This window comes from Nonomuraea sp. NPDC050310 (assembly GCF_040655795.1).
Lineage (GTDB): Bacteria > Actinomycetota > Actinomycetes > Streptosporangiales > Streptosporangiaceae > Nonomuraea.
The window spans coordinates 85,810-104,172 of sequence record NZ_JBFAKP010000011.1 but is presented as its reverse complement, the minus strand read 5'-3'; the positions used below and the strand labels follow the sequence as shown (position 1 = coordinate 104,172).

At 72.4% G+C, this 18,363-nt stretch carries 16 protein-coding genes; 7 read left to right on the top strand and 9 right to left on the bottom strand.

All coding sequences use genetic code 11. From position 1 onward, the window contains the following. Positions 1 to 7 precede the first annotated feature (7 nt). Genes AB0I67_RS24745 through AB0I67_RS24715 form a run of 7 tightly spaced genes read left to right on the top strand, consistent with a single transcriptional unit; the run spans position 8 to position 9,346 of the window. Positions 8 to 814 carry a carbohydrate ABC transporter permease gene (locus AB0I67_RS24745; RefSeq protein ID WP_357927688.1) on the top strand — a complete coding sequence of 269 codons (807 nt, stop codon included), beginning with the start codon at positions 8 to 10 and terminating at the stop codon, positions 812 to 814. 11 nt (positions 815 to 825) lie between these two features. Further along, positions 826 to 2,148 carry a sugar ABC transporter substrate-binding protein gene (locus AB0I67_RS24740; protein ID WP_357927686.1) on the top strand — a complete coding sequence of 441 codons (1,323 nt, stop codon included), beginning with the start codon at positions 826 to 828 and terminating at the stop codon, positions 2,146 to 2,148. 11 nt (positions 2,149 to 2,159) lie between these two features. Next, on the top strand, positions 2,160 to 3,704 hold the full coding sequence (locus tag AB0I67_RS24735) for an alkaline phosphatase D family protein (protein WP_357927685.1): 1,545 nt from the start codon (positions 2,160 to 2,162) through the stop codon (positions 3,702 to 3,704). Positions 3,705 to 3,716: 12 nt separating this feature from the next. Further along, positions 3,717 to 5,681 carry an NPCBM/NEW2 domain-containing protein gene (locus tag AB0I67_RS24730; protein WP_357927683.1) on the top strand — a complete coding sequence of 655 codons (1,965 nt, stop codon included), beginning with the start codon at positions 3,717 to 3,719 and terminating at the stop codon, positions 5,679 to 5,681. Between the two features lie 13 nt (positions 5,682 to 5,694). Then, positions 5,695 to 7,305: a beta-N-acetylhexosaminidase gene (locus tag AB0I67_RS24725; RefSeq protein ID WP_357927682.1), complete on the top strand. Its 1,611-nt coding sequence runs from the start codon at positions 5,695 to 5,697 to the stop codon at positions 7,303 to 7,305. Next, positions 7,302 to 7,985, top strand: a complete 684-nt coding sequence (locus AB0I67_RS24720) for a tyrosine-protein phosphatase (protein WP_357927680.1) — start codon at positions 7,302 to 7,304, stop codon at positions 7,983 to 7,985. Before AB0I67_RS24725 ends, AB0I67_RS24720 begins: the two co-directional genes overlap by 4 nt. Before the next feature lie 8 nt (positions 7,986 to 7,993). Next, entirely contained in the window at positions 7,994 to 9,346 is a 1,353-nt protein-coding gene (locus AB0I67_RS24715; protein ID WP_357927678.1) for a hypothetical protein, read from the top strand. 388 nt (positions 9,347 to 9,734) lie between these two features. Here the strand turns inward: AB0I67_RS24715 and AB0I67_RS24710 are convergent, their stop codons facing one another. The 9 genes from AB0I67_RS24710 to AB0I67_RS24670 form a co-directional block, all read right to left on the bottom strand. Beyond that, the gene (locus tag AB0I67_RS24710; protein WP_357927677.1) at positions 9,735 to 10,526 is read right to left on the bottom strand and encodes an SAM-dependent methyltransferase; all 792 of its coding nucleotides are present in this window, start codon (positions 10,524 to 10,526) and stop codon (positions 9,735 to 9,737) included. A 72-nt stretch (positions 10,527 to 10,598) separates the two neighbouring features. Continuing rightward, entirely contained in the window at positions 10,599 to 11,063 is a 465-nt protein-coding gene (locus AB0I67_RS24705; RefSeq protein WP_357927675.1) for a flavin reductase family protein, read from the bottom strand. Further along, positions 11,060 to 12,286: a styrene monooxygenase/indole monooxygenase family protein gene (locus AB0I67_RS24700; protein ID WP_357927674.1), complete on the bottom strand. Its 1,227-nt coding sequence runs from the start codon at positions 12,284 to 12,286 to the stop codon at positions 11,060 to 11,062. Before AB0I67_RS24700 ends, AB0I67_RS24705 begins: the two co-directional genes overlap by 4 nt. A 128-nt stretch (positions 12,287 to 12,414) precedes the next feature. After that, positions 12,415 to 13,392 carry an AraC family transcriptional regulator gene (locus tag AB0I67_RS24695; RefSeq protein ID WP_357927672.1) on the bottom strand — a complete coding sequence of 326 codons (978 nt, stop codon included), beginning with the start codon at positions 13,390 to 13,392 and terminating at the stop codon, positions 12,415 to 12,417. Between the two features lie 46 nt (positions 13,393 to 13,438). After that, positions 13,439 to 14,128 (bottom strand): VIT1/CCC1 transporter family protein, encoded by a 690-nt coding sequence (locus AB0I67_RS24690; RefSeq protein WP_357927671.1) that lies wholly within the window; start codon positions 14,126 to 14,128, stop codon positions 13,439 to 13,441. 85 nt (positions 14,129 to 14,213) lie between these two features. Next, entirely contained in the window at positions 14,214 to 15,083 is an 870-nt protein-coding gene (locus AB0I67_RS24685; RefSeq protein WP_357927670.1) for a DUF4429 domain-containing protein, read from the bottom strand. Positions 15,084 to 15,110: 27 nt separating this feature from the next. Beyond that, a complete protein-coding gene (locus AB0I67_RS24680; protein ID WP_357927669.1) occupies positions 15,111 to 16,022 on the bottom strand; it encodes a sugar kinase in 912 nt (303 codons plus the stop codon). Position 16,023: 1 nt separating this feature from the next. Then, positions 16,024 to 17,124 (bottom strand): winged helix DNA-binding domain-containing protein, encoded by a 1,101-nt coding sequence (locus AB0I67_RS24675; protein WP_357927668.1) that lies wholly within the window; start codon positions 17,122 to 17,124, stop codon positions 16,024 to 16,026. 34 nt (positions 17,125 to 17,158) lie between these two features. Continuing rightward, positions 17,159 to 18,286, bottom strand: coding sequence for a hypothetical protein (locus AB0I67_RS24670; RefSeq protein ID WP_357927666.1), 1,128 nt, complete (start codon positions 18,284 to 18,286; stop codon positions 17,159 to 17,161). Positions 18,287 to 18,363 lie beyond the last annotated feature (77 nt).

Below are 18,363 nucleotides of genomic sequence, written 5' to 3'. Positions count from 1 at the left end.
GGGACCCATGAAGCGTTTTCTGCTCTACGCCACGCTCATCGTCGGCTCGGTGATCACCGTCTTCCCCTACATCCTCGTGGTGCTGACGGCGTTCAAGTCGCAGGAGCAGTTGCACACGACCGCGCCGTGGCTGCCGGGGGTGCCGCCGACCACCGACAACCTCACCAAGCTGCTCGGCGGGGAGTTCCCGCAGTACATCCTCAACACGGCGCTGATGACCGCCGCGCTGACGGTCGGGCAGCTCGTCTTCACCACCTTCGCCGCCTACGCCTTCGCCCGGCTCAGGTTCCGTGGCCGCGAGGTGCTGTTCTGGCTGTTCGTGGCGACGATGATGGTGCCGGTCGCGGTGACGGTGATCCCGTTGTTCCTCATCATGAAGGAGCTCGACCTCATCAACACCTGGGGCGGGCTGCTGGTGCCGTACCTCCTCGGCTCGCCGTACGGGATCTTCCTGATGCGGCAGTTCTTCCGCGGCTTGCCCGCGGGCCTCGAAGAGGCCGCGCGGATCGACGGCGCGGGCCCGATGACCATCCTGGTGCGGGTGCTCCTGCCGCTGTGCAAGCCCGCGCTCGGCACCCTGGCGATCATCACGGTGATCTCCTCGTGGAACAGCTTCATGTGGCCGCTGATCATCACCAGCGGCGACGAGACGAAGGTCATCACGGTCGCGCTGGCCGCGCTCAAGGTCGGCATCGGCGTCGACTACACCGCGATCATGTCCGGCGGGCTGATCGCCCTGGTGCCGACTGTCGTGATCTTCATCTTCTTCCAGCGCTACATCGTCCGGTCGGTCGTCCTGACCGGTCTGAAGTGAAAGGCACGAGTATGAAATCCCCCCGCATACGCCTCACCCTCGCGGCCCTGCTGGCCCTGCCCCTCGCCGCCTGCGGCTCCGGCGGCGGCTCCTCGGAGAGCGCCGGCCCGGTGACGCTGACCTACCGCCTCTGGGACGAGCAGCAGAAGGTCGGCTACGACAAGGTCATGGCGGCCTTCGAGAAGGCGAACCCGAACATCAAGGTCAAGATCGAGGTGATGCCCTACGACGACTACTGGACCAAGCTCACCGCCGACGCCGTCGCGGGCAGCGCGCCCGACGTGTTCTGGATGCAGGTCAGCTACTTCCCGGCCTTCGTCACCAAGGGCGTCCTCGCCGACCTCAGCCCGCTCAAGCTCGACCCCGCCAAGTACCACCCCAACGTCGTGGCCTCCAACACCTACGAGGGCAAGCTGTACGGCGTGCCCAAGGACTGGGGCATGCCGGGCCTGCTCTACAACAAGGACCTGTTCGAGAAGGCCGGCGTCGAGATGCCGGACAAGCTCACCTGGGCGCCCGACGGCTCCGGCACGCTGGTCGAGCTGGCCAAGAAGCTCACCGTGGACGAGGCCGGCAAGCACCCCGGCGAGGCCGGCTTCAACCCCGACAAGATCAAGACGTACGGCTTCGCCTCCACCAACCACTCCCAGACCCAGTGGATGAACTGGATCGAGTCCAACGGCGGCAAGCTGGTCGACAAGCCCTTCGGCAAGTACGTCTTCAACGACGCGGCCTCCGCCGAGGCGGTGCAGTTCGGCGTCGACCTGATCACCAAGCACCACGTCTCGCCGCCGGCCACCCAGACCAACCCGCCCACCGGCAAGGCCGCCGACATGTTCAAGGGCGGCCAGGTCGCCATGTACCCGGCCAACAACGCCCTGCTGCCCTACGTCGCACCGGAGATCAACTTCGGCATCGGCGTCGCGATGATGCCGGAGGGCCCGAAGGGCCGGGCCGTGAACATCAACGGCCTCGGCGAGTCGGTCTACGCCAAGAGCAAGCACCCCGAGGAGGCCATGAAGCTGGCCAAGTACCTCGCCGGTGAGGAGGCCCAGAAGTCGATGGCCGACCAGGGCTACATCTTCCCCGCGCTGGTGGGCGACAGCCTGGCCCAGGGCTACATCGACTTCTGGAAGAACAACGCCAAGCCGGTCGACGTCACCCCCTTCCTGGAGCAGTCGAAGGGCACCACCTTCAACATGCCGATCGTCACCGGCTGGACCGGCTTCGAGCAGAAGCTGACCGGCATCTTCAACGAGGTCTACCTCGGCAAGATCACCGCCCAGCAGGGCGTCGAGCAGGCCGTCACCGAGGGCAACGCGACCATCAAGTAGGAGCCCCCCGCATGATCACCCGGCGTTCACTCATCGCCGGGGGCGCGAGCCTGGGCCTCGTCGCCGCACTGGACACCGCACCAGTGCGCGCGGCGGCCCGGCGTGCCCCCCTGTCGGATGTCTTCCAGTTAGGCGTCGCCTCCGGCGAGCCCGATCCCCGTGGCATGGTCCTCTGGACCCGGCTGGCCATGGACCCCCTGGCCCCGGACGGTCTCGGCGGCATGCCCGACCGGCCGGTGCCCGTCCAGTGGCAGGTCGCCAAGGACGAGAACTTCCGCCACGTCGTGCGCGGCGGCGTCGAGGTGGCCCGGCCCGAGGCGGCGCACAGCGTCCACATCGAACTGGACAGCCTCGCCCCCGGCGCCGAGTACTTCTACCGCTTCCGCGTCGGCACCGAGATCTCCCCGGTCGGCCGCACGCTGACCTCGCCCGCCCCCGGCGCCGGGAGCCGCGAGCTCAACCTCGCCTTCACCTCCTGCGCCGACTACCAGACCGGCTGGTTCACCGCCTACCGCCGGATGGCCGAGGACCACCCTGACCTGATCGCCTTCCTCGGCGACTACCTCTACGAGTACGGGGACTACAAGTACCCCGTGCGCGACCAGGCCGGCGGCGAGTGCTTCGACCTGGCCGGCTACCGGCTGCGGCACGCCCAGCACAAGGCCGACCCCGATCTGCAGGCCGCGCACGCCATCGCGCCGTGGGCGGTGGTCTGGGACGACCACGACATCGAGAACGGCTGGGCGGCCGACATCCCCGAGCAGCCCGACCCGCCCTTCCTGCCCCGCCGGGCCGCCGCCTTCCAGGCCTACTACGAGAACATGCCGCTGCGCCGCGCCCAGCGGCCGGACGGCTGGAAGCTGCGCCTGTACCGCAGCATCCGCTGGGGCGCGGTGGCCAACCTGCACCTGCTCGACACCCGGCAGTACCGCGACCTGTACGCCTGCACCGGCCGGTCGGGCAACATCGGCCCCGACTGCCTGGAGGCCTTCGACCAGAACCGCACCCTGCTCGGCAAGGAGCAGGAGGCCTGGCTGGAGGGCGAGCTGAAGAACTCCGGCGCCACCTGGGACCTGCTCGGCCAGCAGGTCTTCATGATGGAGATGGACTGGTCCAACGGCCTGGCCAAGTCCTTCTCCAACGAGGGCTGGGACGGCTACGTCGCCTCCCGCAACCGCCTGGCCGCCGCCCTCGACGACAACAAGCGCAACGGCGTCGTGCTCACCGGCGACGTGCACTCGCACTGGGCCGGCGAGCTCAAGCGCGACCACAAGGACCCGGCCTCGAAGTCGGTCGCCGTCGAACTGGTCACCACCTCGGTCACCAGCGCGGGCAACGGCTTCGACGAGTACCCCAACACGCAGATCCTGCTGGACGAGAACCCGCACGTGAAGTTCTTCAACGGCCGCCGCGGCTACGTCAGGACCCGCATCTCGCCGACCGAGATGAAGGTCGACTTCCGCTCGCTCGCGGTCGTCACCCAGCCGCACGCCCCCGTCTACACCTCCGGCAGCTTCGTCATCGAGCCGGGCAACCCGAGCCTCAACCCAGCCTGACGGGACCCTCCCATGCGCAAGATCACGGCCGCCCTGTCGGTGGCGGCCCTCCTCACCATGCCCTTAGCCAGTGCCGACGCCACCACGTCCGCGCCGCCCGCGATCGAGACCCCGCCGATGGGCTGGAGCAGCCGCACGCTGGGCTGCGCCGTCTCGGAGGCGACGGTACGGCAGGCCGCCGACGCCATGGCCACGCTCGCCCAGGCCGGCTACACCTACGTGATCATCGACGGCTGCTGGCAGGGCCCCGACGGCAACGCCGACCCCGCCCGCTTCCCCTCGGGCGTCAAGGCGCTGGCCGACCACCTGCACGGCAAGGGGCTGAAGCTCGGCCTGAGCCTGTCGGCCGGCACCAAGGCCTGCGCCGGCGCCGGGCGCGGCTCCTACAAGAACGAGGCGGCCGACGCCGCCCTGGTCAGAAGCTGGGGCGTCGACTACGTCAAGTACGACTGGTGCAACGTCCCGGTCGCCGACTTCCCCGGCAAGACCTCCCGCGACATCGCCGAGATCCTCTACCCGCCCATGCGCCAGGCCCTCGGCGACTCGATCGTCTTCGCGATGAACAACGAGGACGGCAACAGCGTCCCCTGGCTCTGGGGCGGGCAGGTGGCCACCACCTGGCGCACCAACGTCTACAACCGGCCGATCGCCGACACCTACGCCGGCATGGCCGGCCTCTGGGAGACGAACATGCTCCGCGTCGACTACGCGGGCAAGGGAAGCTGGGCCGACCCCGACCTGATCCAGGCCGGCCGCGGCGGGATGAGCGAAGCGGAGTACCGCAGCCAGTTCAGCCTCTGGGCGATCGGCGCGGCCCCGCTGATCCTCCAGGCCGACCCGGCCAAGGCGCCCGCCTCGATCGTGGCCAACCCCAAGGTCATCGCGGTCAACCAGGACCGGCTCGGCCTCATGGGCCGCTACGCCCAGACTGACGGCTGGTACCACGTGCTGGTCAAGCCGCTGGAGAACGGCGACCGGGCGGTCGTGCTGTTCAACGAGAGCGACCGGCAGGCCACCATCTCGGTCAAGGCGAGCCGGCTCAAGCTGCCCGACACCGGGCGCTACCGGGTCGAGGACCTGTGGACCGGGGCGGTCTGGTCGAGCGAGGGCGACCTGTCGGCGGCCGTGCCGGCGCACTCCTCGGTCATGTACCGGGTGAGCGCCGGCCGGGAGCGGGCCCCTTCGCTGGTCTCGTTCGACGTCGACCCGGCGCGCTTCCTCGGCGACAACCGGCCCTCCACCCTCGAACCCGGCAAGGAGGCGGAGATCTCGGCCACGGTCACGAACGTCGGCCGCACCGGGACGCTTCGCGACGTGGAGGTGACGCTTGCCGTACCGGAGGGGTGGAGGGCGACGCCGCGCACGCCGGCCAGGACCGGCGCGCTGCGCGACGGCGAGAGGTTCACCGCGACCTGGGCGGTCACCGCACCGGCCGGCGCCGAGCAGAAGACCTACGACCTGACCGGCAGCGTCCGCCTCGGCGACGCGGGCACCCTCGCCGGCGGCGCGGTCGTCCGGGTCGCGCAGGCTCCCGGGCCGGGCACGAGCTACCTGAGCGACCTGACCTGGACCAAGGCCGCCAACTACTGGGGGCCCGTCGAGCGCGACCAGAGCGTGGGCGGCAAGGGCCAGGGCGACGGCGCGCCGCTCACCATCGGCGGCGTGCGCTACGCCAAGGGGCTGGGCACACACGCGCCGGCCGACATCGAGTTCTACACCGCCGGGCGCTGCTCGGTGGTCGAGTTCCAGGCCGGCGTGGACGACCAGGTCGGCGACCTGGGTTCGGTCGACGTCGAGGTCTGGGCCGACGGCGGCCGGGTGGCGCACTCCGGCGTCGTCACCGGCGCGCAACCGGCCAGGAAGGTCACCGCGAACGTCCAGGGCGCCGGTCACGTCCGCCTGGTCGTGACCAACGGCGGCGACAACGCGCAGTCCGATCACGCCGACATCGCCGACGCCACCATCACCTGCAAGTAGGAGGTCACACTTGATGATCGTTCCCAAGCCCGTCCGGTCCGAGACCAGACCAGGCACCTTCGTCCTCACCGGCCGGACGGCGCTGACCGCCGATCCCGCGCTCGGCGAGGTGGCCGCCTGGCTGCGGGCCGAACTCTGCCCCTTCACCGGAGGTGAGCTGCTCCCGAGCGGCCCAGGCCCGGGAACGATCACGATCGGCCTCGGCGACCTGCCGCCCGAGGCCTACCGGCTGACGGTGGCCGAGGACGGCGTGGCCATCGTCGCGGGCGGCCCGGCGGGGGCCTTCTACGGCGCGCAGACGTTGCGTCAGTTGCTTCCGCCGGAGGCCTTCCGGCGGGCGGCGGCCGGCGGGTCCTGCGAGGTGCCGGCCGTCCACATCGAGGACGAGCCGCGGTTCGGGTGGCGTGGCTGCATCCTCGACGTCGCCCGACATTTCATGACCAAGCATGACCTGCTGCGGTTCATCGACCTCATGGCGATGCACAAGCTCAACGTCCTCCACCTGCACCTCACCGACGACCAGGGCTGGCGCCTGGAGATCAGGCGCTACCCCCGGCTGACCGAGGTCGGCTCCTGGCGCAAGGAGAGCCAGACCGGCTGGAACGGCACCATGGACGGCCGCCCGCACGGCGGCTTCTACACCCAGGACGACATCCGCGAGATCGTGGCCTACGCCGCGCGCCGGCACATCATGATCGTGCCGGAAATCGACCTGCCCGGCCACACCCAGGCGGCCATCGCCGCCTACCCCGAGCTCGGCAACCTGAGCACGCCGCTGGAGGTGCGGACCACCTGGGGGATCGGCGTCAACGTGCTGAACGTCGAGGACAGCACGATCACGTTCTTCCAGAACGTCTTCGACGAGGTGCTGGAGCTGTTCCCGAGCCCCTACGTCTGCGTCGGCGGCGACGAGTGCCCCAAGGACCAGTGGCGCACCAGCCCCGCCGCGCAGCGGCGGATGAGCGAGCTGGGGCTGACCCACGAGGACGAGTTGCAGAGCTGGTTCATCCACCAGTTCGACGACTACCTCACCGCTCGCGGCCGGCGGCTGGTCGGCTGGGACGAGATCCTGGAGGGCGGCCTCGCGCCCGGCGCGGTCGTCGCGTCCTGGCGTGGCGACCTGGGCGCGGTGGCCGCCGCCAAGGCCGGGCACGACGTGATCACCTGCCCGAACACGGCCGTCTACTTCGACTACCGGCAGGGGCCGGGGGAGGACGAGCCCGTGCCCTTCGGGACCGTGCTCACCCTCGACGACGTCTACGCCTTCGAGCCGATCCCCGAGGAACTGCGCGGGGAGGAGGCCGCGGCCCGGGTGGTGGGCTCGCAGTGCGGGGTCTGGACCGAGCTGATCGACTCCAACCGGCGGGTCGACTACATGACCTTCCCCCGGCTCTCCGCCTTCGCCGAGACGGTGTGGAGCTCGGCCGGGCGGGACCTGGCCGACTTCCGGCGGCGGCTGGCCGCGCACCTGCCGAGGCTCGCCGCCATCGGCGTCGAGTACCGCCGCGAGGACGGGCCGCTGCCCTGGCAGACCCGGCCCGGCGTGCCCGGACGGCCCGAGGACCCGGTCGAGTGGCAGGCCCAGCTCGACGCCTGGACCAGCAACCTGCGAGAACCCCGATGAGCACGCTGTCCTGGCCGGGGTGTGCGAATGCCCGGGATCTGGGAGGGCTCCCCGCGGCGGGTGGCGGGCGGGTCCGGCCCGGCGCGCTGATCCGCTCCGACCGGCCACGGCCGGTGAGCGTCGAGGCGGTGTTCGGCCACGGCATCACCCTCGTGGCCGACCTCCGCCTGGCCGCCGAGTGCCGGGCGGACCCGAGCCCCCTCGCCGCCCACCCCGCCTACCGCAACCTGCCGGTCCTGCGGCCGGAGGACACCGTGCTGGAGGAGATGGCCGACTCCCTGCCCGCCATCTACCGCGCCATCCTCGACCGCGGCGCGCCACTCGTCGCCGAGGCCATGGCCGCCATCGCCACCGCCCCCGCAGGTGGCGTGCTGGTGCACTGCCACTCCGGCAAGGACCGCACCGGCCTGATCGTCGCCCTCTCGCTCAGCCTGGCCGGGGTGGCCGACGAGGACATCGCCGCCGACTACGCCCTCACCGCCGACGCCCTGCGCCACGAGGCGCAGTTCGCCGCGACCACCCGGTCCAGGCGGCTGTTCGCCGAGGTCACCGCGGCCACCATGCTGGCCACGCTCGCCTACCTGCGCGAGCGGTACGGCGGGGCCGAGCCGTACCTGCGCGGGGCGGGGCTCGGCCAGGACGAGATCACCTTGCTGAAAGCCCGACTCATCGACCCCTAGGAGAGGCCATGGCCACCCGATTAGCCGCCGTCCTGCTCGCCCCCGCCCTGCTCGTGGCGGGACTGCTCGGCCTGCCCGCCCCCGCTTCGGCGGCGACCGGACCGGCACTCACCGCGGCGCAACTCGCCCAGGTGAACCCGCTCGTCTACACCGACGGCAAGGCCCAACGCGACGCGGTCGCCGCCGCCTTCCCGGTCGGCAGGACCGACCTGAGCGCGGTCATCGCCGCCGGAGGGCACGCCACCCGCGCCATCTGCCACCCCACCAACCTGCGGGTCAGCGTCCCGGTGAGCGGGTTCTGCTGGAACGGCACCGACGACACCACCGGCAACTGGTTCCCGCAGGGCATCACCGGCAGCGGCGACGGCATGAACGGCTCGGTCCTCTACCCGCCGTGCGCGGGCTGCCCGGGCCGGAAGATCGTCGCGGTGAGCTGGCGCAGCGGCTCGTCCCATCCGCACGGCGCCAACCGGCTGGCCCGGGTCACCTTCGCCGACGTCACCGCCGGGACGGCCGGCGCGCCGTACCGGCACGCGCTGCTGGTCGAGCCGGACGGCAGCGCCGAGGGCTTCCGCGAGATCGCCAGCCACGCGGACGGCCTCACCTGGTACGGCAACAAGCTCTTCGTGTTCAGCGGCGGGGACACCCCGGGCCTGCCCGGCGCCGACCGCGTGGTCAGGGTCTTCGACCTCACCCAGTTATGGCGGATGAACTCCACCGCCTCCGGCAACGTCGGCTGCGCGGCCGGGGTGTGCTCGGCGGCCTGGTCGGAGTTCGCGCTGCCGCAGATCGGCTTCTACCGGTTCGCCGCCCCCGCCGGGTGCGACTCCAGCCTGGCGCGGCCCTGCTTCCACGGCGTCTCGCTCGACCGCTCGGGCGCCGACCACCTGGTCACCGTCGAGTACCGGCAGGGCGCCTCCGGCGGCAAGATCCTGCGCTGGCCGCTCGACGCGAGCACCGCCCTGCTCAAGCCGGACGCCGGCGGGGTGGTCCGCCCCACCGAGGGATGGACCAGCCCGGTCTGGGACATGCAGGGCAGCGCCTTCACCGGCGGCCGGGGCGTGCTCGAAGGGCTCTGCCCCGAGGGCATGCCGCCGGTCAGCTACATGCCCGACCAGGACGGCCGGTCCGTCGTCGGGGCCTTCCGCAAGTCCTGCCTGCACCGGGTGAGCATCGCCGCGGACCGCTCGGCGATCGAGGTGCACGTCATGACGACCGCGCCCGGCAACGCCCAGAACCTGTCCTACTGGCCGGGCAGCGGCGAGCTCTGGCTGGTCAACGAGTTCAAGGGAGACTACGACAACATCTACGGCAGCAACCGGCTCGTCCTGGCCCTGACCTGCCCCGACCTGGCCTGTTAGCGCCGCGATGGGCCCGCCCCGCCGCGCGATGGCGGGCCCATCGCGGACGCATCGCTGATCTATCAACGCGGGGGCGCACTCTGAGGTTGTCAGCAGGACAGCCACCCAGAAGGAGCCCAAGATGGCCGCCACCACCACCCCCAAGACCTTCGAAGGCTTCTCGGCCGAGGAGCGCGCGGCGATGAAGGCGCACGCCGAGGAGCTCAAGGCCAGCGCGCGGCGCGGCGCCAAGGCCGACCCCGAAGTGGACGTGCTCGCCAAGATCGCCGAGCTGGAGGAGCCGGACCGCATCCTGGCCGAGCGGATCCACGCCCTCGTCAAGGAGCACGCGCCCAGCCGGGCCGGTCGAGCGGCCCGGGCGCCGGGTGGGCCACTGCCCAGGAACCGGCTAGTTCACCCGCGCCACGAGGCCGAGCAGGCCGGGCTTGGTGAAGTCGGGCCGCGCCTCCGGCACCCGCCAGGCGTCCACCGGCACGATGCCCGGCTCCAGCAGCTCGAACCTCTCGGTCAAGCCCGCGAGCTCGGCGGCGGTGCGGCTGTGCACGCCGCCCGCGCTGGTCCCGGCGTACACCCGTTCCCCGGCCCGCAACCGCGCCGGGTCCACCTCACCCGCGAACGCGTTGGAGACGACCACGTAACTGCCCGGCGCGAGCACCTTGCGCAGGGCGGTGAGGATCTGCGCGGGCTCCTCCCGGCCGGGGACGAAGTGCAGCATGGCCAGCAGCAGTACGGCGACCGGCCGCTCGAAGTCGAGCAGGCCGCGGATCTCGGGATGAGCCAGCAGCTCGTCGGGCGCGCGCATGTCCGCGTCGACGACGATGGTGTGCACGTGGTCGGCCAGCAGCGCGCGCCCGTGCGAGAGCACCACGGGATCGTTGTCCACGTAGGCGACGCGGGCCTCGGGGGCCACCGACTGGGCGATCTGGTGGGTGTTCTGCTGGGTCGGCAGCCCGGAGCCGATGTCGAGGAACTGGGTGACGCCCCGCGCCGCCAGCAACCGCACCGCCCGGCCGAGGAAGGCGCGGTTGTCGTGGGCGATCTGCCGGACGCTGGGCACCAGGGCGACGATCTTCTCGGCGGCCTCCCGGTCGGCCGGGAAGTGGTCCTTGCCGCCGAGGTAGTAGTCGTACATCCGAGCGACGCTGGGGATGCTCGGGTCGATCTCGTGCTCGCGGCTCACGCCGGTCCTCCCTCGCCTGGAATCCCCGAACCGTCCCCACTATGACGGATTTTCCGCGGCGAGGGCAGACGATCAGCAGGCCGGCGCGAACTCCCGGTAGCGGCCCGAATGGAAGACCAGCGGCTCCCCTCCGGACCGCCGGTAGTCCTCGACCTCGCCCACGAAGATGTGGTGGTCGCCCCCGTCCAGCACCCGCACGGTACGGCAGGCGAAGGTGGCCAGCGCCCCGGCGAGCATGGGCAGCGGCGCGGCCAGCAGCTCGACCCCGGCGAACTTGTCGGCCGCCGGCGTGGCGAAGCGCCGCGACAGCTCGTCCTGCCCGGCGGCCAGCACGTTGACCGCGAAGTGCCCCGCCCGCAGGAACACCCGGGCGCTCGGCGCCCGGCCGGCCAGGCACCACAGCACCAGCGGCGGGTCGAGCGAGACCGAGGTGAAGGAGTTGACCGTGACCCCGGCCCGCTCGCCTTCGGGGCTGACCGCGGTGACCACCGCCACGCCGGTGGCGAACTGCCCGAAGGCGTCACGGAGCGCTCTCATGCCGCCACCCGGCTCAGGTAGGCCTCGGCCTTGCCGGCGTCGAGGAACCAGTCGCCGTAGTCGGCCGGGTCGTCGAAGCCGTTGACGAAGCGGGAGGCGATCTCCGGGACCTGCCCGGCCGCGCCGAGCAGCGCCAGGTGGTGCGGCTGCGCCGGGGCGAGCAGGGTGTTGGTCCAGCTCGTCACGTGCTGAGCCTGGCTCCAGAAGCGCTCGAAGGTCTGCCGCATCCAGGCCGCGTCGAACGGCTGCGCGCCGCGCTCCACGATGGCGCGCAGGTAGACGTCGGCGCACTTGGCGGCGTTGTTGCTGCCCTGGCCGGTGATCGGGTCGTTGAGCACCAGCACGTCGGCCACGCCCAGCACCGGCCGGCCGGAGGGCAGCACCGCGACCGGGTGGCGGACCGTCGGCGCGAACCGCCCGGTCAGCACGCCGCCCGCGTCGGTCAGCTCGATGCCGTCGCACCGCTCGGCCTCCCACGGCAGGAAGCGCTCCAGGATCTCGCGGCTGCGCGCCAGGTGCTCGGCGGGGCCGCGCACGTCGCCCCAGCAGTCCATGGGCCCGCCGGGCACGCCCTCGAAGACCATGATCTCGCAGGGGCCGGTGCGGGTGAGCGCGGGGAAGACGAAGTACTCGCCCACGCCCGGGATCAGGTTGAAGCAGACCGCCGAGTGCTCCTCGCGCGGGCGCAGGCCGTGCACGTAGGTGACCGCCAGCGCCCGCTGCGGCGCCTGGTACGGCGAGCGGGCCGCGTCACGCTCGAAGAGCGAGGCGATCTGCCCCTTCCCGGCCGCCACCAGCACGAGGTCGTGGCGCTCGGCGTACCGCTCCAGGTCGGCGGGGGAGGCGTCGTGCAGCAGGAACTTGCCGCCGAGCCGTTCCACCTCCGCCATCCAGGCCGGCATCTTGATCCGCTGGTCGACCGAGCGGGCCGGGGCGTGCAGGCGGGCCGACCAGTGCAGGGCCCGGCCCCGCCCGTCCGGTGCGGGCACCGACAGCTCGATGCCGTCGATCGGCGGGCACTCGCCGGTCCACCAGTCGAGGCCGAGGGCCTGCTCGCAGGCCTGGGCGGTGCCGAACATGGCCTGGCCGGACATGACGCGGCCGTCGCGGATGCCCTCGGCGGTGCGGTTGCCGACGACGGTGACGTCGTAGCCCTTCTGGAGCAGTCCGAGGGCCAGGTGGAGGCCGGCCTGACCGGCGCCGACGACGAGGATGCTACGCATGGGTGGGTCTCCTTGCTGGTGAGAGGGTGGGTGGCGGCGCCTGCACTCGAAGGTACGGCCCGGCCGCCGGGCCGGGCCATCCACTGAGCGCGGGTCTCATCCACCAGACGCGGAGTCCGGCCGCGGGCTCAGACCGGGACGCCTTGGCGCAGGGTCTCCGACGGCGGCCGGCCGTAGGCCTCGCGGTAGAGGGCGGCGAAGCGGCCCTGGTGCAGGAAGCCCCAGCGGGCCGCGACGGTGGTCACCGTGAGCCGGGCCGGGTCGCCCGTCGCCAGTTCCTCGTGCACGCGCGCCAGCCGTACGCGCCGGAGGTGGGCCATCGGGGTGAGGCCGAGGTGGGCGCGGAAGCCCTCCTGCAGCGAACGGCTGCTGACCGCGACCGCGCGGGCGATGTCGTCGGTGCTGAGCGGCAGGTGCGCGTGACCTTCCACGAACTCCACCGCCCGGCGCACCACCTTGGGCAGCGCGGGCGGCCGGGGCGCGGTGAGCCGGTCGAGGTAGGTGGAGGGCTGGCCGGTCAGCAGCGAGGTGAGCAGCGCGTTCTCCAGGTGCGAGACGGCCAGCGGCTGGGACAGCAGCCCGTCGTCGTGCTCGGCCTCGCGCACGATGAGGTCGGCCATGCCCCGCCAGGCCCGGGCCCAGCCGGTCGTCAGGTCCACGCCGAGGTCGAAGACGACCGGCCGGTCCAGCGGCTCACCCAGGAGCTGCTCCATCGAGCGTTCGACCGCGTGCCGCTCGAACTTGACGATGAGCTGCGGGCAGCCGGCCGCCCAGCGCATGTCCAGGTGCCGGGTGGGCGAGGGCAGCGAGGCCAGCGCGGGGGTGGAGACGATCTCCTGGTCGCCCGCGCGGATCAGGCTGCGCCCGGCGAGCGGGATCATGACCAGGTAGAAGGTCTCCAGGTCGCCCGGCTCGATGTGCACGTCGGCCCCGTAGTCGAGGTAGCTGACGCGGACCGAGCCGAGCTGGACGGAATTGAAGTGCGCCGCGAGCAGGTCGGCCTGGCCGGTGAGGTCCAGGCGGTGCGGGCAGAAGATCTTGCCCACCTCGTCGCGGACCTCGTCCAGGTCGGTGCTCGCGAAGACGGGCCGGTTGCCGAGAAGCACACCAGATCATCGGCCGGGGAACGGGCCTCGTTCCAGGTAAAAATACCTATCCCAGGCTCGCTCCCACCGCGCTGCCGATGCCGTAGGTGACCGCGGCGGCGAAGGCGCCGAGCACGAGCTGGCGCAACGCCCCGGCCCACCACGGCCGCGCGGTCAGCCGGGCGACGATGCCGCCGGCCAGCAGCAGGCCCAGCACGCTGGCCAGGGCGGCGACCAGCAGGCCGGTGGCGCCGAGCGCGAAGGGCAGCACGGGTACGGCGGCACCGGCCGCGAAGGCGGCGAAGGAGGAGCCCGCGGCGAGGTAGGGCGAGGGCAGGTCGTCGGGGTCGACCCCGAGCTCCTCGCGCACGTGCACCCGCCAGGCGACCTCGGGCTCGGCGGTGAGCTGGCGGGCGACCTTCTCCGAGGTCTCGGCGTCGAGGCCGCGCCCGCGGTAGAGGGCGGTCAGCTCGGCCAGCTCGCCTTCGGGGTTGCGGGCCAGTTCGGCCTTCTCATTCTCGATCTCGGCCTTGGTCAGCTCGGTCTGGGAGGCGACGGAGGTGTACTCGCCGACCGCCATGGAGCAGGCGCCGGCGACGAGGCCGGCCAGTCCGGTGACGACCGCGACGGTGCCGGTGGCGCCCGCGCCGACCACGCCGCTGATGAGCGCGAAGTTGGAGACGAGGCCGTCCATCGCGCCGAACACGGCGGGTCGGAGCCAGCCGCCGGTCACGTCGCGGTGGTGGTGCTCTTTCATGATTTGTGACGGTATGGCGGGAAAAGATGATCCGCAAGCGAGGAGAGCCTAGCCAAAGTCCCCGAAAAACGGGGCTTGACCTGGGCTAATCCGTCAGACGCCGCAACATCCCCTGTTTCGCGGCGGCGAACTCCTCGTCGGTGAGCACCCCGGCGCGGTGCAACTCGCCCAGCTCGGCCAGGCGGCGCAACACCGCGTCGTGGTCGGCCGCCGGCTCGGCCGGGGCGAGCGCCGGCGGGGCCGCCTCCAGGCTCGCCGGACCGCGGTCGAGCCGGGCCAGCACCGCCGCCGCCACCAGCGCGGTCGTGCCGCCGAACTTCTGGATGCCCCACGAGACGCAGCGCAGGTCCTTGTCCGGCCGCTTGTCCGGGCCGCCGTCCTTGACCCGGAACCGCAGGCTGCCGTACCCCACGCCGGACAGCGGGCTCCACTCCACCCCCGTCAGGTCCGACAGCCGGTACTCCTGCGGCCCCGCCGCCTCCTTCGCCGAGGCGGCCAGCCACGTCCAGACCAGCCGCACCCACTCGCCGTCGAAGGTCACGGTGGCATCGCCCGCGGAGGCGGTGATCGGCACCTCCGGCGCGGGCAGCAGGTAGTGCTCGCACGGCCCCGCGGGCACCTGGTAGACCTGCAGCATGTCGCGGACCTCGTCCACCATGTAGTCCGCCGCGCCCCGCCGGTCCTTCGGCACCGCCAGCCGGTAGGGGTCGGCGGGCGCGCCCAGCCCGCCGGCGACCGCCTCGCTCAGCGGATCGGCGCCCTTGCGCAGCCGCAGCCGCAGGTGCCCGCCCTTCCGCCCGGGCTCGAAGGCCAGCCCGGCGATCGCCTCCAGCGGGATCGTCAGCTCGCCCAGCGTCTTGCGGAGCTCGTGGACGCCCGAGCCGATGCCCGGGACGATGCGCAGGACCTCGCCGTTGAACGTCCACGTGCCGTCGGAGCCAATGATCTCGGACATGTGGACAAGTCTAGGAGCACAACGGGCTCAGCGGCTGACCCCGTCGCCGCCGCCGGTGAGCAGCCGCAGATCCGACCGGCGCGGCAGGCTCTCCCAGTCGCCCTGCGAGGTCACCGCGAACGCCCCGGCCGCGCAGGCCGTGCTCAGCCGCTGCTCGGGCTCGGCCCCGGCCAGCCACTCGGCCAGCCAGCCCGCCGCGAAGGCGTCGCCCGCCCCGACCGAGTCCACCTCGGTCACCCGGTACGGCTCGGCCCGCCGCTCCACCCCGTCGGAGTGCTCCATCGCGCCCTTGGCGCCGAACTTCAGCACCACGTGCCGCGGCGGCAGCCTGCCCGGCTCGTCGCTGATCAGCCGGGCCTCCTCCTCGGTGGCGAACAGCACGTCCACCTCGCCGACGATGTCGCGCAACCAGGCCCCGGCCTCCTCCGGCGACCACAACGCCCGGCGGTAGTTGACGTCGAGCGAGACCAGCACGCCCGCGGCCCTGGCCTCCTCGACCGCATGCCGTACGGTCTGGCGGGCGGAGGCCGACAGCGCCGGGGTGATGGCCGAGACGTGCAGCACCCGGGCCGAGCGGATGAGCTCCGGGTCGAGGTCATCGGGCGACAACCGCGAGCCGGCGCTGGCCTGGCGGTAGTACCGGACGTCGATCAGGTCGGCGGTGCGCCGGCCCTTGATCATCAGCCCGGTCGGCGCCTCGTCGTCGGTGATCGCGTGCGTGCGCACGCCCTCCCCCCGGAGCGTCGTCCGGATCAGGTCGCCGAACTCGTCGGCGCCGACCCGGCCGATCCAGGCGGCCTCGCCGCCCAGCCGGGTCACCCCGATGGCCAGGTTGGACTCGGCTCCGCCGATGCCGAGGTCGAAGTCGCGGGCGAAGCGCAGCGGGCCGGTGCGGCGCGCGACGAACAGCGCCATGGTCTCGCCGAAGGTCACGAGCATGTCAGATCCTCGAAGGCTGGTCGGTCACGGCGATCTCGTGGTGGTCGCCGGGTGCCAGGAAGTCAAGCAGGCGGCGGGCCTCGGCGGCGACGGCGTCCAGATCGTGGATGGGCCGCCACTGGTGGATGGTCAGCGTCGTCGTGCCCTTGGCGCCGGCGATCGTCCAGTCGCCGGCGGGGAAGCCGTCGACCAGGACGATGCGCCACATCACGTTGGCGCGCACGAACCCGGCCGAGACCTCGGCCGTGCGCTCGTCGATGACCCGGCTGCGGTCGGCGTGGCCCAGGAAGAGGTTGTCGAAGTCGTACATGAGGCGCACCGGCACCGGCAGGTCCTCGCCGGGGCGCGGCGCGTCCGGCAGGTCGTACAGCGTGCGGCCGTTCTCGTCACGGAAGCGCGGCAGGTCCATCCCGGCGAAGACCTCGTTCAGCCGGGTCAGCCCCGACCAGGTCTGCATGTCCATCACCGAGGCCGGCCCGAAGGCGGCCAGGTAGCGGCGCACGAACTCCTCCAGGCTCATCGGAGGCACCTCGCGGCCGATCCACGACTCCGCGCTGGTGTGCGCGATCGGGCCGCTCCGCCCCCACAGGCCGCGCGGCGGCACCTGCACCAGCGGAACCAGCCAGCGCACGTACATGCTCAGCGCGTGCGCGTCGGCCTCCGGCCAGTGCTCGTGCAACGCCCGGCCCAGCTCGGCGAAGGTCATCGGCCGCTCCTCGACCAGCCGGCGGCCCACCTCGGCCAGCTCCGCCTCCGGCGCCCCGGCCACCTTCTTGCCGAAGGTGGTGCGCGTCATCCGCGCGGTCGGCGGCTCCAGCAGGGGCCGCATCGCCAGGCAGTCGTCCGCGGTGACCAGGTGGATGGTGCTGCGCTGCAGCGCGATCCTGACCAGGTCCCGCGAGGCGAGCAGGTCGGAGGCGGCCTCGGCGGTGAAGCCCTCGATGCGGTTCCACAGGCCGGTGTACCAGGTGTGCGGGGTCTGCGCCTGGAGGCCGGCGAGATGCGTGACCATGTCGAGGACGGACAGGTTCGAGCGGCGCACCAGCCACTGGCGCTCCAGGGTGGCGCGGTTGAGCGCCCGCCGGCTGAGGAGGGGATCCATGGCGAGCACCCTACTCAAGGGCCGGCCGGCGGGATCAGGTGCTCTCGAAGGTGAAGGCGGAGATCGCCGCCGTGATCGACCGTTCCACGTCGGCGGCGGCGGGCAGCCGGAAGCGGAACACCCCGGCCGGCTCGCCGGGCTGGAACAGGTGACCGGCGGGCGGGACGGCCTCGCCGTACAGACCGGGCAGGCGGCCGGCCAGGGCGACCGCCCAGCGCAGCGTGCGGCCGGGCCGGCCCGGGACCAGCAGGTAGCCGGCGTGCTCGACCGGAGGCGGGAAGGGTCCGGGCGCCTGGCCGAGCTGGGCGCCGATCCACGCCCGCGCCAGGTCGGCGCCGTGCACCTCCCGTAACACCTCGGCCGCGGGGCCGCCGGGATGCAGGTCGAGCCCCAGGAAGGCCGGGCCGCTCTCGGCCTGCACCAGCTCGGCCTGGAAGACGGCGTCGGCCACGCCGAGCGCGCGCAGGCAGGCCAGCGCGAAGGCGGTCATCGTCTCGGCCTCGGCGTCGGACCGCTCCACCGAGCCCAGCGGCTCGCCCCGCTCGTAGCCGTAACGGGTGCCCAGGTAGCGCGAGGCCCGGGCGAAGCGCGGCCGCCCCTGGTGGACCAGCCCGTCCACGTGCCAGACCGGTCCCGGCACGAACTCCTCGACCAGCGCCGGGCCGAGTTCCGGCGCGCCGAAGACGATCGCCGGGTCGAGCCCGTACGGCACGACCACCGGCCGCCCGCCGGCCGGCCTGACCACGGCCGCGCTGCCGAGCTCCTGCACGAACCGGCGCACCTGCGCCATCGTGGCCGCCTGGGCGAAGCGCGGCGCGGACAGCCCGGCCGCGGCCACCCGCTCCTTGGCCGCCGCGTCGTCCAGCACACCGCGCAGGAAGGCCAGCGAGTGGCCGGGCACCTCCAGGCGCTCGCGCAGCAGCCCGCCCAGGTACAGGTCCCTCGGGTCCAGCACGACGATCGCGTCCACCCCGCCGAGCGCCGTCACGCACAGCCCGGCCGCCTTGAGCACCAGGGCCGGATCGGACAGGTCCCCCACGTCCTCGATGTGCCTGGCCCACGGGATGACCTGCGGCCCCCCGCTGATCACGTAGGCCACGTCGTTGTCCCTGTGATCAAGCCCCGGCGCCTGATCCCCCCGGCTGACGATCACCACCCGCATGCGTCTCCCTCCGGCCCCCCGGTCGCGGCTTCAGCGTCCACCCGGTCTCAACGAGCGAGACCCGGATTCGTCGCGGT

Excerpts from the sequence above, each read along its gene's own strand:
- AB0I67_RS24745 (WP_357927688.1), top strand. The coding sequence starts at position 8 with ATGAAGCGTTTTCTGCTCTACGCCACGCTCATCGTCGGCTCGGTGATC.
- AB0I67_RS24720 (WP_357927680.1), top strand. The coding sequence starts at position 7,302 with ATGAGCACGCTGTCCTGGCCGGGGTGTGCGAATGCCCGGGATCTGGGA.
- AB0I67_RS24700 (WP_357927674.1), bottom strand. The coding sequence starts at position 12,286 with ATGCGTAGCATCCTCGTCGTCGGCGCCGGTCAGGCCGGCCTCCACCTG.
- AB0I67_RS24705 (WP_357927675.1), bottom strand. The coding sequence starts at position 11,063 with ATGAGAGCGCTCCGTGACGCCTTCGGGCAGTTCGCCACCGGCGTGGCG.
- AB0I67_RS24685 (WP_357927670.1), bottom strand. The coding sequence starts at position 15,083 with ATGTCCGAGATCATTGGCTCCGACGGCACGTGGACGTTCAACGGCGAG.
- AB0I67_RS24675 (WP_357927668.1), bottom strand. The coding sequence starts at position 17,124 with ATGGATCCCCTCCTCAGCCGGCGGGCGCTCAACCGCGCCACCCTGGAG.
- AB0I67_RS24680 (WP_357927669.1), bottom strand. The coding sequence starts at position 16,022 with ATGCTCGTGACCTTCGGCGAGACCATGGCGCTGTTCGTCGCGCGCCGC.
- AB0I67_RS24730 (WP_357927683.1), top strand. The coding sequence starts at position 3,717 with ATGCGCAAGATCACGGCCGCCCTGTCGGTGGCGGCCCTCCTCACCATG.
- AB0I67_RS24715 (WP_357927678.1), top strand. The coding sequence starts at position 7,994 with ATGGCCACCCGATTAGCCGCCGTCCTGCTCGCCCCCGCCCTGCTCGTG.
- AB0I67_RS24670 (WP_357927666.1), bottom strand. The coding sequence starts at position 18,286 with ATGCGGGTGGTGATCGTCAGCCGGGGGGATCAGGCGCCGGGGCTTGAT.
- AB0I67_RS24725 (WP_357927682.1), top strand. The coding sequence starts at position 5,695 with ATGATCGTTCCCAAGCCCGTCCGGTCCGAGACCAGACCAGGCACCTTC.
- AB0I67_RS24690 (WP_357927671.1), bottom strand. The coding sequence starts at position 14,128 with ATGAAAGAGCACCACCACCGCGACGTGACCGGCGGCTGGCTCCGACCC.
- AB0I67_RS24735 (WP_357927685.1), top strand. The coding sequence starts at position 2,160 with ATGATCACCCGGCGTTCACTCATCGCCGGGGGCGCGAGCCTGGGCCTC.
- AB0I67_RS24740 (WP_357927686.1), top strand. The coding sequence starts at position 826 with ATGAAATCCCCCCGCATACGCCTCACCCTCGCGGCCCTGCTGGCCCTG.